Below are 13229 nucleotides of genomic sequence, written 5' to 3' on the forward strand. Positions count from 1 at the left end.
TAAGCTCACCTGGCGTGAGTGCTTACCGCCCCATCGGTCCGGTCGTCGGCATCGTCGGCGCAGGTCAGCTGGCCCGGATGTGCCAGCCTCCCGCCATCGCGCTCGGCGTCGAGCTGCGGGTGCTGGCCAACGCGCCCGACGAGAGCGCGGCCAGGGTGATCGTCGACACCCGCATCGGCGACTACCGCGACCTCGACGTGCTGCGGGAGTTCGCCCAGGGCTGCGACGTGATCACCTTCGACCACGAGCACGTCCCGACCGAGCACATCGCGGCCCTCATCGCCGACGGCCACGCCGTGCACCCGGGGGCGGCGGCGCTCGTGCACGCCCAGGACAAGGCGGTCATGCGCGAGCGGCTGAGCGCCATCGGCGTGCCCTGCCCGGCCTGGGCGCGGGTGTCGTCCCCCGCCGAGGTGTCGGCCTTCGCCGAGCGGCACGGCTGGCCGGTGGTGCTCAAGGCGGTGCGCGGCGGCTACGACGGCCGCGGCGTGTGGGTGTGCGCCGACCCGGCCGGGGCGGAGGAGGCGTTCGCCTCAGGGGCGCCGCTGATGGCCGAGGCGTTCGTGCCGTTCCAGCGGGAGCTGGCGGTCGTGGTGGCCCGCTCGCCGCACGGCCAGGGCGTCAGCTACCCGGTCGTGGAGACCGTCCAGAAGGACGGCATCTGCGTCGAGGTGCTCGCCCCCGCGCCCGGCCTCGACCCTGAGGACGCCGCGCAGGCCCAGCGCATCGGGCTGGCCATCGCCCACGAGCTGGGCGTCACCGGGGTGATGGCGGTGGAGCTGTTCCAGACCGCCTCCGGGTTCGTGGTCAACGAGCTGGCCATGCGCCCCCACAACAGCGGCCACTGGACGATCGAGGGCGCCCGCACCTCGCAGTTCGAGCAGCACCTGCGGGCCGTGCTCGACCTGCCGCTCGGCTCGCCCACGATGACCGCCCAGGCCGTCGTCATGGCCAACCTGCTCGGCGGCGACGACCCCGACCTGTTCAAGCGCTACGAGCACGTGCTGGCCCACGATCCCGGCATCAAGCTGCACTTCTACGGCAAGCAGGTGCGTCCCGGCCGTAAGATCGGCCACGTCACGGCCCTGGGCTCCAACCTCGACGAGGTCCGCGCCCGCGCCCGCCACGCCGCCGTCCACCTCATGACAGGGGAGTACACATGATTGGTATCGTCATGGGGTCGGATTCCGACTGGCCGGTGATGAAGGCCGCGGCCGAGGCCGTCGCCGAGTTCGGGGTGCCGTTCGAGGCGGACGTGGTCTCCGCCCACCGCATGCCCGCCGAGATGATCGAGTACGGCCGGCAGGCCGCCTCCCGCGGCCTGAAGGTGATCATCGCGGGCGCCGGCGGGGCCGCGCACCTGCCCGGCATGCTGGCCTCCGTCACACCGCTGCCGGTCATCGGGGTGCCGGTGCCGCTGAAATACCTCGACGGCATGGACTCCCTGCTGTCCATCGTCCAGATGCCGGCCGGGGTGCCGGTGGCGACCGTCGCGGTGGGCGGGGCGCGCAACGCCGGGCTGCTGGCCGTGCGCATCCTCGCCGCCTCCGACCTCGGCCTGCGCGAGCGCATGGAGGAGTTCCAGGTGCGGTTGAAGGAGCAGGCGTACGAGAAGGGCGAGCGGCTGCGGGCGGAGGCGAAGGAGCTGTAGCCGCACCCTCGCCCGGCGCCGCGACCGGTTACGCGCGGGCGGCCACAGGGCCGGTGCGGCTACCGGGACCGGCGCGGCTACCGGGGCTGGTTACGGGCGGCCGAGGGCGCGGTAGTGCCAGCCGGCCGACCGCCAGGTCTCGGAGTCCAGCGCGTTGCGCCCGTCCACGATGCGCCGCGCCGCGACGACCGCGCCCAGCTGCTCCGGGTCGAGCTCCACGAACTCCTGCCACTCGGTCAGCAGCAGCACCACGTGCGCCCCGCGGACCGCCTCGACGGCCGACTCGCCGTAGTTCAGCTCGGGATGCGCCTTGCGCGCGTTGCCGAGCGCGATGGGGTCGTACACGGTGACCCGCCCGCCCTGGTGGCCGATCGTCACGGCCACGTCCAGCGCGGGGGAGTCGCGGATGTCGTCGGAGTCCGGTTTGAACGCCGCCCCCAGCACGCCCACCACGCACCCGTGGAAGGAGCCGCCCGCCAGCTCCCTGGCCAGGTCCACCATGCGGGCCCGGCGGCGCATGTTGATGGCGTCCACCTCGCGCAGGAACGTCAGCGCCTGGTCGGCCCCCAGCTCCCCGGCGCGGGCCATGAACGCCCGGATGTCCTTGGGCAGGCAGCCGCCGCCGAAGCCGAGCCCGGCGTTGAGGTAGCGGCCGCCGATGCGGTCGTCGTACGACAGCGCCTGCGACAGCTTCTGCACGTCGGCGTGGGCCGCCTCGCACACCTCCGCCATGGCGTTGATGAAGGAGATCTTGGTGGCCAGGAAGGCGTTGGCGGCGGTCTTGACCAGCTCGGCGGTGGCGAAGTCGGTCGCCACGATCGGCACCTCGCCCAGCGGCTCGTACACCTCGCGCAGCACCTTCTCGGCCCGCTCGCTGCGCACGCCGAACACGATCCGGTCGGGGTGCAGCGTGTCCTTGACCGCGTACCCCTCGCGCAGGAACTCCGGGTTCCAGGCCAGCTCGGCCTGCACCCCGGCCGGGGCCAGCCGGACGAGCTTGTCGGCCAGGCGCTCGGCGGTGCCGACGGGGACGGTGGACTTGCCGACGACCAGGCATTCGCGATCGAGGAGCGGGGCGAGGGACTCGACGGCGGCGTCGATGAAGGAGACGTCGGCGGCGTACTCGCCGCGCTTCTGCGGCGTGCCGACGCAGATGAAGTGCACGTCGGCGAAGGCGGCGACGTCCTCGTAGGAGGTGGTGAAGCGCAGGCGGCCGGATTCGAGGCCGCGGCGGAGCACGGGTTCGAGCCCGGGCTCGTGGATGGGGAGCTCGCCCTCGTTCAGCCGCCGGACCTTGTCGGCGTCGATGTCGAGGCCGAGGACGTCGTAGCCGAGGTCCGCCATGCAGGCCGCATGCGTGATCCCCAGGTATCCGGTCCCGATCACCGAGAGGCGATATGGCACGAGAGGGCTCCTTTCGATCGCGCAGGAATGCTATCGGCCCTCGCTATCTCCTACGTGCCACCTGCTCCTGGACGCAAACCGTACCCGCTGGTAACAAGATGCTCGGACATCCTAGTATTTAGTGCATGAGCTTCCCTCTCTACGCGCCGGCCGAAGAGCACGACATGCTTCGCGAGACGGTCCGCGCCCTGGCCGACGAGAAGATCGCCCCGCATGCCGCGGAGGCCGACGAGACCGAGGAGTTCTCCTGGGACGTCTACAAGGCGCTGGTGGCGGCCGACCTGCACGCCGTCCACGTGCCCGAGCAGTACGGGGGCGCCGGGGCCGACGCCCTGGCGACGGTGATCGTCATCGAGGAGGTGGCGCGGGCCTGCGCGTCGTCCTCGCTGATCCCCGCCGTCAACAAGCTCGGCACCGTCCCGCTGCTCCTGTCGGCCTCGGAGGAGCTCAAGGCGCGCTACCTGACGCCGGTGGCGCGAGGGGAGGCCATGTTCTCGTACGCGCTGTCGGAGCCCGAGGCCGGCTCGGACGCGGCGTCCATGAAGACGCGGGCGGTCGCCGACGGCGACTCCTACGTCCTCAACGGCACCAAGATGTGGATCACCAACGCCGGCGTCTCCGAGTACTACACGGTGATGGCCGTGACCGACCCGGACGCGGGCGCCCGCGGCATCTCCGCCTTCGTCGTGGAGAAGTCCGACGAAGGCGTCTCCTTCGGCCCGAAGGAGAAGAAGCTCGGCATCAAGGGCTCCCCGACCCGCCAAGTGATCCTGGACAACGTCCGCATCCCGGCCGACCGCATGATCGGCGCCCCCGGCACCGGCTTCAAGACCGCCCTGGCCACCCTGGACCACACCCGCATCACCATCGCCGCCCAGGCCCTGGGCATCGCGCAGGGTGCCCTGGACTACGCGGTCGGCTACGTGAAGGAACGCAAGCAGTTCGGCCGGGCGGTGGCCGACTTCCAGGGCGTGCAGTTCATGCTCGCGGACATGGCGATGAAGCTGGAGGCGGCGCGGCAGCTCACGTACCACGCGGCGGCCAAGTCGGAGCGCGCGATGAACGGCGAGCCCCAGAAGGACCTGACGTTCCTGAGCAGCGCCGCCAAGTGCGCCGCCTCCGACGCCGCGATGGAGATCACGACGGACGCGGTGCAACTGCTGGGCGGCTACGGCTACACGAAGGACTTCCCGGTGGAACGCATGATGCGCGACGCCAAGATCACCCAGATCTACGAGGGCACCAACCAGATCCAGCGCATGGTCATGGCCCGCCAGCTCCTCAAGTAGACGTTGACGTGCGGAAACCCGGCGCTTCCCGCGGGATGGGCCGGGTCCGCCGAGGCGCTGACCGACTGCCGGCCTTCGTCTGTTCCGTCCCTGTTCCGTGATCTTTACACGGCGGCCCAGGGGTGCGAGCATCACGCGGCATGGATGTCGATGAGTTCTGGGACCTGATCGAGCGTTCCGGACGCGAGACCGACACGAGGAGCACGCGTGTCGCGTGGTTGGTGGACGAGCTTTCTCGCCGACCGGCCGAAGAGATCATCGACTATGACGTCTGGTGGACGACGACTGCCAACCGCGGCTGCACCATCGATCTCTACGCGGCGTACTGGTGCGTGTTCGGTTCGGGCTCATTGGATGGCTTCGAGTACTTCGTGAGCTGGCTCATCAGTCTGGGACGCGAGACGTTCGAGGCCGTCGCCGAGTGCCCAGATCGGCTGATCGAGCAGCCGCAAGTGCTTCGTCTGCTGGACCCGGTGGCTCTGTACGTCAACTTCATCAAGCGTGGGCCGCGGTATCCGGAGGAGACGTGGGAGGAGCATCCCCAGTTCGAGTCGTTGGCTTACGTGACGTACGAGGCTTATGAACGGGTGACCGGGAAGGATTCGGCCGCCCTCGGCGAAGCCGTGGCTGCTCGGGGCGTCTCAGGCGATTTTCCCCTGATCCCGGCGCTGGGCAGCATTCCCCGTGGAGAGCAGTGGAACTTCGGCGATGAACGGGAACTGGCTCGCAGACTCCCGCGGATAGCCCGCTTCCGGGATCGATGAGGCCATGACGATCGCGGACTTCGGTGCCCGTTGTACGGCTGGGGCGATCGGTGGCAAGGCCGAGGTGACAGCAGCAGTGACAGCAACGTCCTCACATCCCGGACACATCCGGGCCACCGTCCACGCGCGTCTGACCATGGCCCCGGTTAGCCGAGCAGGTGATTGCTCCGTCTGAAAAGCGGAAGTCAGGCTGCCGCGGGCTCCCTTTCTCGGGTCCGACGGCTCTGCGGTACGGGTCCTCTTGCCATCGGATGAGCCGGCTGGGCTCATATGCGGTGGTGGCGGCGCTGTACAGCAGTGGTGTACAGCGCCGCCGACGTACAGCGGCATGCTCCATCGCTTACCACCTACCGTTTGACCATGTGGAACACTCATCGCTTGGCGGCGAAGTTCAGGCCGGGGAATCTCTCCAATCGTCCCGTCCGGCCGTCTCATTGTCGGAGGGCACTGCGATGTCGGTCTTGGCGCCCCAGCCGGTCAGGCGGGCGTCGACGAGGTTGGAAATCGAGCGCTTGCCAAGCTGTCCGGGCCAGGATGTCCGGATCCTGCGTACCAGTTGGTCTCTTCCGAGCCAGAGCCGCCACGAGAGTTCGGTCTTGGCATATTTCCCGGTCGGCTGTTTCCCGCCGTGTTGGTCGCGGAACGCGGGAGACACCTTGTAGAGCTCGCCGAAGGTGAGCGTCCCCGAATAGATGGTGGTACGGGTGCCGTCGTAGGTGGCTCCGGGACGCTTGGCCTCGGTCGTGGCCAATACCGCCTTCAGGGTGTCTGGATCGGCGAGGTCGATTCCGCCGGACTGCAGGAAGGGACGAGTCTTCTCTTTCTCGGAGAGCAGGACCCAGGTCTTTCCCTCGGGGGCGGGGCAGATCCAGCCCTGGCAGTACGTCCGCCCCTTGAACGTGAGGAACCGAGGGGCGGGCTCTGGGACGTCAGGGGAAGGGACGTCTCTGATGTCGGTGGCCGTCACCGTGCCCTTGCCGAACTCGGCGCGGATCTTCTTCCGGTAACTCGCTCTGTCCCCGGCTTCCCGCCACGTAGTGACCTCTGCCATGGCCACACCACGGTGCTCCACCAGTTGACTTCGGAGCGCATCGGCCGGACCGGTCAGGCTCGTCTCAGCATGCGCGGCGCTGCCGAGTCCGGTGAGCGCCACGGAGGCGATCAACCCGACGGTCATCGTTGTGGCCCTTCGCCTCATCCGAGCTGTCCTCTCTCGATCCTCCCGCATCGGGGTGGCACCTCTGATCATTTCGTCTCGTGGTCTCTTTTCGATCACCGATTTGTGGCAGGCGATCAACCAGCTCGGCAGACACCAAGGAGGTGCTCCGAAATCGCCGGGCCACGGCTCAGCGCGTTCAGAGGTGGGAAGGGAATCGAGGGTCTCATGGGAGGAAATCGTTCTGGCCCAAAGGAGCGGAATGCTGTGTCCACAGAGATGGCGTACAGCAGTTGATACAGCGACGTCGCCTCAACGGTCAGCCCGACGCCGGTGACGGCCGCCGCCCCTCGGGTTCGATGCCCAGTGACCGGACGAGCTGGACGATTTCTTCCTGGAAGAGCTTGTCGGCGTCGATCATTTGGGTGCGCAGGTGCCCGTAGATCTCCAGGGACACCAGGCCGTGCAGGTGGCCCCAGATGCGTAGCGCGAGTGCCACGCCGGCCGGTGGCAGGTCGGGGAAGGCCGGGCGGACCTTGGCGAGCAGGCCGTCGTCGAAGTCGGACCACTGGAAGTCGCTGTGCGCGGGCAGGCGTCGCTCCGCGTATGGCCAGGCGGCGTCGGCGAGGGCGGCGATGCCCGTGCAGACCCGGTGCGCGGCGTCCGGGGCAGGGCCACCCGCGGGAGCTTGGTAGCCGGGCACGGGGTCGCCGTAGACGAGACGGAATCCCTCGGGATTGGCCAAGGCCCAGCCGCGGAAGGCCTGCGCCCACGCCTGGATCCGGCCGGCCGGGTCATCGACGGGGGCGTTTTGCCATGCCGTGTCCACAGTGTCGGCAAGTGCGGTGTACACCTCGTTGATCAGGGTGGTGATCAGGTCGTCGCGGGTGGCGAAGTAGCCGTAGATGGCGTTGGCGGTCATGCCTATCTCGCGGGCGATGGCGCGCAGCGTGATCGCGTCAGGCCCGCCCGAGGCCATCAGTTCGAGCGCGACCTGTTTGATCTCCGCTGTCGTCTCGGCCCGCAGCCGTTCGCGGCGTCCTCCTGTGCCTGCCATGACAGGTACTCTACAGCGTCACATTTATTGGTTGCCGTATAGAAACTTCACGGCGTATAGTCGCTCGCGTTGCAACTCCCCCTCTCACGCCATGACTCAAGGAGAGATCCATGCGCCTAGGAATCATCGGGGCCACAGGCGGCATCGGAAGCCGCGTCGTCACCGAGGCCCTCCGGCGAGGGCACCACGTCACCGCGTTCAGCCGTGACGCCACCCGGATAAGGGAAGATCGGGCGAACATCGTGTGGAAGAGCGTGGACGTCCTCGACGCCGCGAGTATCACCGCGGTCCTGCCCGGCCTGGACGTGCTGATCAGCGGATACCAGCCGGGCAACGCCGCCAAGGACTTCAACGACACCGTGGCACGCTCGATCGCCGATCCCACGGTCTATGCCACCGCCGCCCGTGCCCTGGTGAAGGCCCTGGAAAGCCATCCCAGGACCCGGTTGATCGTGATCGGCGGCGCGGGCAGCCTGGAGTCGGAGCCCGGCCTCGTACGGGCCGACTCCGACGACCTGTTGTACGAGAGCCTGGACCAGCTGGGGCTGCCCAGGGAATACGCCGCCGCCGTACGCGGGCACCGGGACGCCCTGAACGTCCTGCGCACGTCCAATCGGCTCTGGACCTACTTCAGCCCGGCCGAGGAGATCGCTCCCGGCGAGCGCACCGGCCGCTTCCGGATCGGGGGCGACCAGGCGGTCCTGGACGCGGACGGACGCAGCCGCATCTCCTTCGAGGACGCCGCCGTCGCCCTCCTCGACGAGGCGGAGCTGCCGCGCTTCGTCCAGCGGCGCTTCACCATCGGCTACTGACCGCCCGGGGCGCGGGCGGTGGCCGGAGGAAGCACAGCCGCCGAACCCCGGTCCACCCAGTGGGCGCGCGGAGCGCCGGACCGCGTTCTCAAGGCTCGCGCCTGGGCCGCGGGGCGGGTCAGGACGGAGATCTCGACGGGGAGAACGGCTGCTTCTACGCTTCGCGCATGGAGCCCATGGAGATCCGGATCGTGATGCCGTTCGACCCGGCGTTCCACGATCCGAGGAGCGTCGCGGCCACCGAGCGGTGTTGCAGCCAGCACGGCAAGGACTACTGCGATCAGCCACCTGTCGCCAGCGTCCACTACCCGCCGAACGGCAGGGTGTCCGCCTGTGCCGCAGCGCTGCACGGGATCATCGACGACGCCTTGAGCAAGTTCCCTCGACGGCGATAGGCGGTCACGCCGGCGGAAGGTGACGGGGGAGCGGTTCTCGTTCAGATGCCGCGGGCTGCCGCTTCCACGTCACGCTTGACGGGAAGCGGCAGCCCGCGGGGTGCCGGACGGCCCGACGGGGTTGCTTCGTCGTCACCGTGGCCGGCTGCTGTTGCGCGGGGTCGGCAGGGTTACTCGTCGGGGCCCTGGGTGTTCCAGGAGCGGATGCGGTGGTGGCCTCGTCCGCAGGTCGCCTCCGAGACGCTGGTGCCGCCGACCACGGGCCCGTGCTCCTCGGGTTCGACGATGAACAGGCATCGGATGTGCACCTGGTGCCAGTGTCTCCACGTCCCGGGCGGGCAGATCGAGCGGGCACCCTTGGGCACGCCGTTGATGTCGAAGTCGACCACGCGGCAAGGGCCGTCGGATCTCGCGGTGTCGGCCTCCACGGCCGCCGGCCCGGACGGTGGGAGTCCGAGGAGGGGGGCGAGGAGGGCGACGAGGAGGGCGACCAGGGCTGCCTTGCGGCCGGATCCGCGGTGGAATGTGTGCTGCATGTGTGGTTCCTCGGGTGTTTCGGCGGGATGGCTCGGCGGGCGCCGGGCGGTCAGCGGCCCTGGTGATCGTTGATGCAGCTGGCCCAGCCGTTGCCGACCTTCTCGCCGGTGTCGCGCCAGGTGCTGCGGTAGTAGTTGTGGATGTTGTTGTCCGTGTGGTCGTACGTGAAGTCGATCCGGCCCTGCCGCCAGCCCCAGCTCATGTACGTGCTGTAGTTCTTCTTGTCGCAGTCGTCGGGGAAGGGCCAGTCGGGGTCGGCGTGCGCCGGCAGGCCGAGCAGCAGCAGGGCGCCGGCGGCCGTGACGGCGGCGGTGAGCGTGCCGGCGAGTACGCGGCGCAGACGTGGACGTACGTGCATGGTGGTCTCTCCTGGTTCGGGGTCGGCCGGAGCGGCCGACGGCTTCTCGCGGTGCGGGTGGGCGTGCTCGCCCGGTCACCGCCGGTGAACGACAGCGAAACCGCCGGGGCGGGGTGTCCAACAGGGGCGCGGACACACTCGGCCGGACTAGGCCGGTTCGGGACGCCGCGGCACCGAATTCGACCACTCTGGGCAACTGCTCTTACGCTTTCTGTCACACTCCCGGAGAGGCGGAACAGCCCGGACAGGAGGGCAGGTCGGAAACGATGAGCGAGGTTCCCGGAAACGGGCGGCCTTCAGGCGCCGGGGAGGCGGCGGAGCCCGGCCTGGAGTCGGTGACCTGTCACCAGGACCTGGTGAAGTTGCTGAACGAGCAGTTCGTGCGGGCCGACGTGTCGCTCCGGGAGCTGCAGACGCGGGCCGACAGGGCGGGCGGGACGCGGTTGCCGCGCACCACCTGCGCCGACATGCTGGCCGGCCGGCGCTTTCCCAAGAAGGCGGTCATGGTGGCGTTCCTGAGGGGATGCCGCGTTCCCGAGCACCAGCTCCCGGCGTGGGAGCGGGCATGGGAGCGGGTGCGCGTCCATCAGCTGTCCACCGGGCCCGAGGAGGATCGCGGTGTCGGGTCCTCCTGCGGCACGCTCCCCGCCGTCGCCACTGAGGTCATGGCCGCAGCGGGCCGGAACGGGATGGGCCGTGCCGCCGGCCGGCGCCGCCGCCGGGTCGTCCTGCTCGCCGTGGCCGTGGTCGTGGCCGTGGTCGTGGCCGTGGCGGCGGTCGCGGTGGTCCTGAGCGTTCTCGTCGCTCAGACGGTGACGCCGCGGCGCGGGGCGCCGGCGGAGGTGCCGAGCCATCTGGTGGACTCGGCGCACATCGTCAGTGACGACGGCCGCGCGTTCCCTCGTGGTGGGTGGAGCCGGTTCACCGTGTCCGTCGATCCGGCCAATACGGGCGTACGGCTGATCCGCCGGCTGGACGTGGGCGTCGGCCTGCAACGCGCCACCATCAGCGTCAACGGCACCCCGGCGGCGGAGTGGCGGCCGCTGCTGGAGGACGGCGTCTACAAGTGGAGAGACCAGGTGGTCACGCTCCCGGCGAGCCTGACGGCGGGACGCGGCTCGCTCACCATCGTCAACACCAACGTGTCCCCCTCCGGTTTCAACGAGTTCCGCTACACCGTGGAGCACGAGGTCAACGGTGTCTGGTCGACCGCCGACGTGGTGGACATCGGCCGCGACCACACCGCGAGCGAAGCCTCGCACGACTACCGGGTCGTCGGGGAGGGCTGGGCCGGCACCCAGACCTTCGCCTACCCGCCGCGCAAGGAGAGCTGGACCGTCCAATGAGGGACGCGGGGCCGGCCGGTCAGCCGGGCCGGCGGAGGGTGCGGCGGACGGTCAGGGCGCCGAGGGCCGCCGACGCGAGCACCAGGATCCCGGCCTCGGTCCACTGGAAGCGCCAGAACCGGGACGCGGGGTGGTGGTACACCACGTACCGGTAGCCCTTGCCGAACAGGCAGGTCTGCCACGCCTCGGTGTTCCTGCCGCTCCGGCCCGCGTCCACCTGGCGCGGGCAGCCGCTGCCGGCCGGTTCGGCGACCTCCTGGCCGGACGGCTCCAGCCACGCGGCGCTCACCAGGCGGGCGTCGGGGTCGTCCAGCAGGACGGTGCCGGACAACTCGGCGCGCGCCGGCTCGGCGTAGTGGTCGCTGAGCTGGAACAACGCGAGCATCGTCACCGCCACCCCGGCCACCACCAGCGCCATCGCGGGCAACGTCCGCCGGAACAGCGCGCCGGCCAGGGTGCCCAGCATGAACGCGTACAGCCACCACACCGCCGGCTCCACGCCGACCATGTTGAACACCCCGATGTTGCCGAACGTGGAGTCCACCCCCTCCCGGAACACCGGCCGCCACAGGCTCACCATGAGCGACAGCGCCAGCCCCCCGGCCACCACCGCGGCGCCCAGCACCGACAGCTTGACCGCCAGCCACCGCCGCACCGGCACGGACTGGGTCCAGGCCAGGCGATGGGTGCCGCGTTCGTACTCGCGGCCGAGCAGCGGCGCGCCCCAGAACGCCCCGATCAGCGCCGGGGCCACCAGCGGCATCCAGCCGAACACCGAGTAGACCGCGTCGTAGCGCCGGCCGAGCGCCACCGCCAGGTCCCCGCAGGCCGCCGCGGGCCCGGGGCAGCCGGGCGGGGCGTGCTGGGCGACGTACCGGCCGGCCTCGACCGCCGAGACCAGCAGCAGTGCCCCCAGCAGCGCCAGGAAGCCCGCCGTCACCAGGATCTGCGCCCGGTGCTGGCGCCAGGTCACCCAGATCACGCGCCCACTCCCGTCAGGTTCGGCAGCGCGGCCGACTCGGGGCTGCGCAGGTAGCCCATGACCAGCTCCTCCAGGCCGGGACGGCGCGCCTGCCAGCGCGGATCGGGCGGGCGCGGGCCGCGGGCCAGCATGCTGACCTGCCTGCCGGTACGCCGTACACTGACCGCCCGGATGCCCGCCGCCTGTGCCTCGTCCGGGCCGGTGAGCACGAGGTGCCCGTCCAGCAGCTCCTCGATGTCGCCGCTGACCTGCAACCGGCCCCCGTTCAGCACGACCAGCCAGTCGCAGGTCTCCACCAGGTCGGAGACGACGTGCGAGGACAGCAGCACGGTCAGCTCCCGCCCGGCCATCTCCGCCATGATCGAGCGCATCACGTCGTGACGGGCGAGCGGGTCGAGGTTGGCCAGCGGCTCGTCCAGCACGAGCAGGTCGGGCCGGCCTGCCAGGGCCAGCGTGATCGCGACCTGGGCCCGCTGCCCGCCCGACAGCCCGCCCACCTTCCGCTCCAGCGGGATGCCCAGCTCGGCGAGGCGGCCGGTCGCGGCGGCGCCGTCCCAGCGGGTGTTGGTGCGGCGGCCGAAGGTGAGCATCTCGGCGACGGTGAAGCCGTCGTACAGCGGCTTGTCCTGGGCCACGAAGGCCGCCGTGCCGGCCACGCGGACGCTGCCCCGCGCGGGCCGCAGCAGGCCGACGAGCGCGTGCATGAGCGTGGTCTTGCCCGCGCCGTTGGGCCCGACGAGCGCCGCCACCCGTCCGGCCGGGACCGACAGCGAGCAGTCGCGCAGCGCCCACGTACGGCGGTGGCGGACCGCCAGCCCGGTCGCCTCCAGCGCGACCCCCCTCGGCCCGGTCGCCTCCGATCGACCGCCGTTCACGCCACGCCCTCCTTCGCGGTGTCGGCCGGCACCGCGGCGAACAGCGCCCGCAGGTCCTCCTGGTCGAGCCCGGCCGCGCGGGCCTCGCGTACCCATGCCTCGACCAGTCCCTCGCGGGCGGTCGGCACCTGGTCGCCGGGGCGTAGCGTGCCGAGCCGGAGCGCCTGCTCGACCTGGTGAACGAGCCGCAGGTACGTCGATACCCCCGAGCCCCGGTCCAGGATGAACTCGATCAACCAAAACACCCTTTCACTAATGGAGTAGCGAAAGAGTGTTGGATTCGGCCGTCCCTTGTCAACCTCGGGCCGTCACAGGACGGGGTCGCACTCCCTGAGGAGCGGCCCGTTACGCGGGATCCGCCTGCCGGGTTCGATGATCTCGATCACGGCACCCGGACGTGGCTTGTGGGCGGAGGTCCGCGCTCACGGAGGTCGCGGCGGCACGCAGGGAGAAGCGCCGGCACGAAGAGGAGATGCGCCTTCGGTCCATGACGGGGACAGCCGTCAAAGATCTGTTGAGGCATCCGCATGGGAAGTTACGCAGCTTCGACAAGATCTCGGAGCGCGTCGGCGGATTCAGCGAGAACGAACTCCGGAAACCGCC

At 70.2% G+C, this 13229-nt stretch carries 15 protein-coding genes; 7 read left to right on the top strand and 8 right to left on the bottom strand.

What is annotated here, in order from left to right; translation table 11 throughout:
• Positions 1 to 14 precede the first annotated feature (14 nt).
• Together AB0H75_RS01515 and purE are read left to right on the top strand one after the other, a co-directional pair.
• Entirely contained in the window at positions 15 to 1163 is a 1149-nt protein-coding gene (locus AB0H75_RS01515; RefSeq protein ID WP_367788157.1) for a 5-(carboxyamino)imidazole ribonucleotide synthase, read from the top strand.
• Positions 1160 to 1651 (top strand): 5-(carboxyamino)imidazole ribonucleotide mutase, encoded by a 492-nt coding sequence (gene purE / locus AB0H75_RS01520; RefSeq protein ID WP_367788159.1) that lies wholly within the window; start codon positions 1160 to 1162, stop codon positions 1649 to 1651. Before AB0H75_RS01515 ends, purE begins: the two co-directional genes overlap by 4 nt.
• Before the next feature lie 90 nt (positions 1652 to 1741).
• Here purE and AB0H75_RS01525 read toward each other — a convergent pair whose 3' ends face one another.
• Complete coding sequence (locus AB0H75_RS01525) at positions 1742 to 3055, bottom strand: UDP-glucose/GDP-mannose dehydrogenase family protein (protein WP_367788161.1); 1314 nt, start codon at positions 3053 to 3055, stop codon at positions 1742 to 1744.
• Positions 3056 to 3180: 125 nt separating this feature from the next.
• On the opposite strand from AB0H75_RS01525, the gene AB0H75_RS01530 reads away from it, so the two are divergent.
• Entirely contained in the window at positions 3181 to 4344 is a 1164-nt protein-coding gene (locus tag AB0H75_RS01530; protein WP_367788163.1) for an acyl-CoA dehydrogenase family protein, read from the top strand.
• A gap of 140 nt (positions 4345 to 4484) precedes the next feature.
• Positions 4485 to 5108 carry a DUF4240 domain-containing protein gene (locus AB0H75_RS01535; RefSeq protein WP_367788165.1) on the top strand — a complete coding sequence of 208 codons (624 nt, stop codon included), beginning with the start codon at positions 4485 to 4487 and terminating at the stop codon, positions 5106 to 5108.
• Positions 5109 to 5499: 391 nt separating this feature from the next.
• Here the strand turns inward: AB0H75_RS01535 and AB0H75_RS01540 are convergent, their stop codons facing one another.
• Together AB0H75_RS01540 and AB0H75_RS01545 are read right to left on the bottom strand one after the other, a co-directional pair.
• The gene (locus tag AB0H75_RS01540) at positions 5500 to 6285 is read right to left on the bottom strand and encodes a hypothetical protein (RefSeq protein WP_367788167.1); all 786 of its coding nucleotides are present in this window, start codon (positions 6283 to 6285) and stop codon (positions 5500 to 5502) included.
• Positions 6286 to 6583: 298 nt separating this feature from the next.
• Positions 6584 to 7321, bottom strand: coding sequence for a TetR/AcrR family transcriptional regulator (locus AB0H75_RS01545; protein WP_367788169.1), 738 nt, complete (start codon positions 7319 to 7321; stop codon positions 6584 to 6586).
• A gap of 110 nt (positions 7322 to 7431) precedes the next feature.
• Here AB0H75_RS01545 and AB0H75_RS01550 point away from each other — a divergent pair, with 110 nt between their 5' ends.
• Positions 7432 to 8133 (top strand): NAD(P)-dependent oxidoreductase, encoded by a 702-nt coding sequence (locus tag AB0H75_RS01550; RefSeq protein ID WP_367788171.1) that lies wholly within the window; start codon positions 7432 to 7434, stop codon positions 8131 to 8133.
• 167 nt (positions 8134 to 8300) lie between these two features.
• On the top strand, positions 8301 to 8528 hold the full coding sequence (locus AB0H75_RS01555; RefSeq protein ID WP_367788173.1) for a hypothetical protein: 228 nt from the start codon (positions 8301 to 8303) through the stop codon (positions 8526 to 8528).
• 170 nt (positions 8529 to 8698) lie between these two features.
• Here AB0H75_RS01555 and AB0H75_RS01560 read toward each other — a convergent pair whose 3' ends face one another.
• Both AB0H75_RS01560 and AB0H75_RS01565 read right to left on the bottom strand, forming a co-directional pair.
• Positions 8699 to 9064 (bottom strand): hypothetical protein, encoded by a 366-nt coding sequence (locus tag AB0H75_RS01560; RefSeq protein WP_367788175.1) that lies wholly within the window; start codon positions 9062 to 9064, stop codon positions 8699 to 8701.
• 50 nt (positions 9065 to 9114) lie between these two features.
• Complete coding sequence (locus AB0H75_RS01565; RefSeq protein ID WP_367788177.1) at positions 9115 to 9423, bottom strand: hypothetical protein; 309 nt, start codon at positions 9421 to 9423, stop codon at positions 9115 to 9117.
• A 266-nt stretch (positions 9424 to 9689) separates the two neighbouring features.
• Between AB0H75_RS01565 and AB0H75_RS01570 the strand changes: the two genes are divergently transcribed.
• Positions 9690 to 10769, top strand: coding sequence for a hypothetical protein (locus AB0H75_RS01570; RefSeq protein WP_367788179.1), 1080 nt, complete (start codon positions 9690 to 9692; stop codon positions 10767 to 10769).
• 19 nt (positions 10770 to 10788) lie between these two features.
• Here AB0H75_RS01570 and AB0H75_RS01575 read toward each other — a convergent pair whose 3' ends face one another.
• From AB0H75_RS01575 to AB0H75_RS01585, 3 genes are read right to left on the bottom strand one after another with little or no spacing between them, the layout of a single operon-like run.
• The gene (locus tag AB0H75_RS01575) at positions 10789 to 11751 is read right to left on the bottom strand and encodes a hypothetical protein (protein WP_367788181.1); all 963 of its coding nucleotides are present in this window, start codon (positions 11749 to 11751) and stop codon (positions 10789 to 10791) included.
• Entirely contained in the window at positions 11748 to 12626 is an 879-nt protein-coding gene (locus AB0H75_RS01580; RefSeq protein WP_367788183.1) for an ABC transporter ATP-binding protein, read from the bottom strand. The genes AB0H75_RS01575 and AB0H75_RS01580 overlap by 4 nt, the downstream gene beginning before the upstream one ends.
• A complete protein-coding gene (locus tag AB0H75_RS01585) occupies positions 12623 to 12862 on the bottom strand; it encodes a hypothetical protein (protein WP_367788185.1) in 240 nt (79 codons plus the stop codon). Before AB0H75_RS01585 ends, AB0H75_RS01580 begins: the two co-directional genes overlap by 4 nt.
• Positions 12863 to 13229: the final 367 nt, after the last annotated feature.

This window comes from Nonomuraea sp. NPDC050783 (genome assembly GCF_040802095.1).
Classification (GTDB): Bacteria; Actinomycetota; Actinomycetes; order Streptosporangiales; family Streptosporangiaceae; genus Nonomuraea.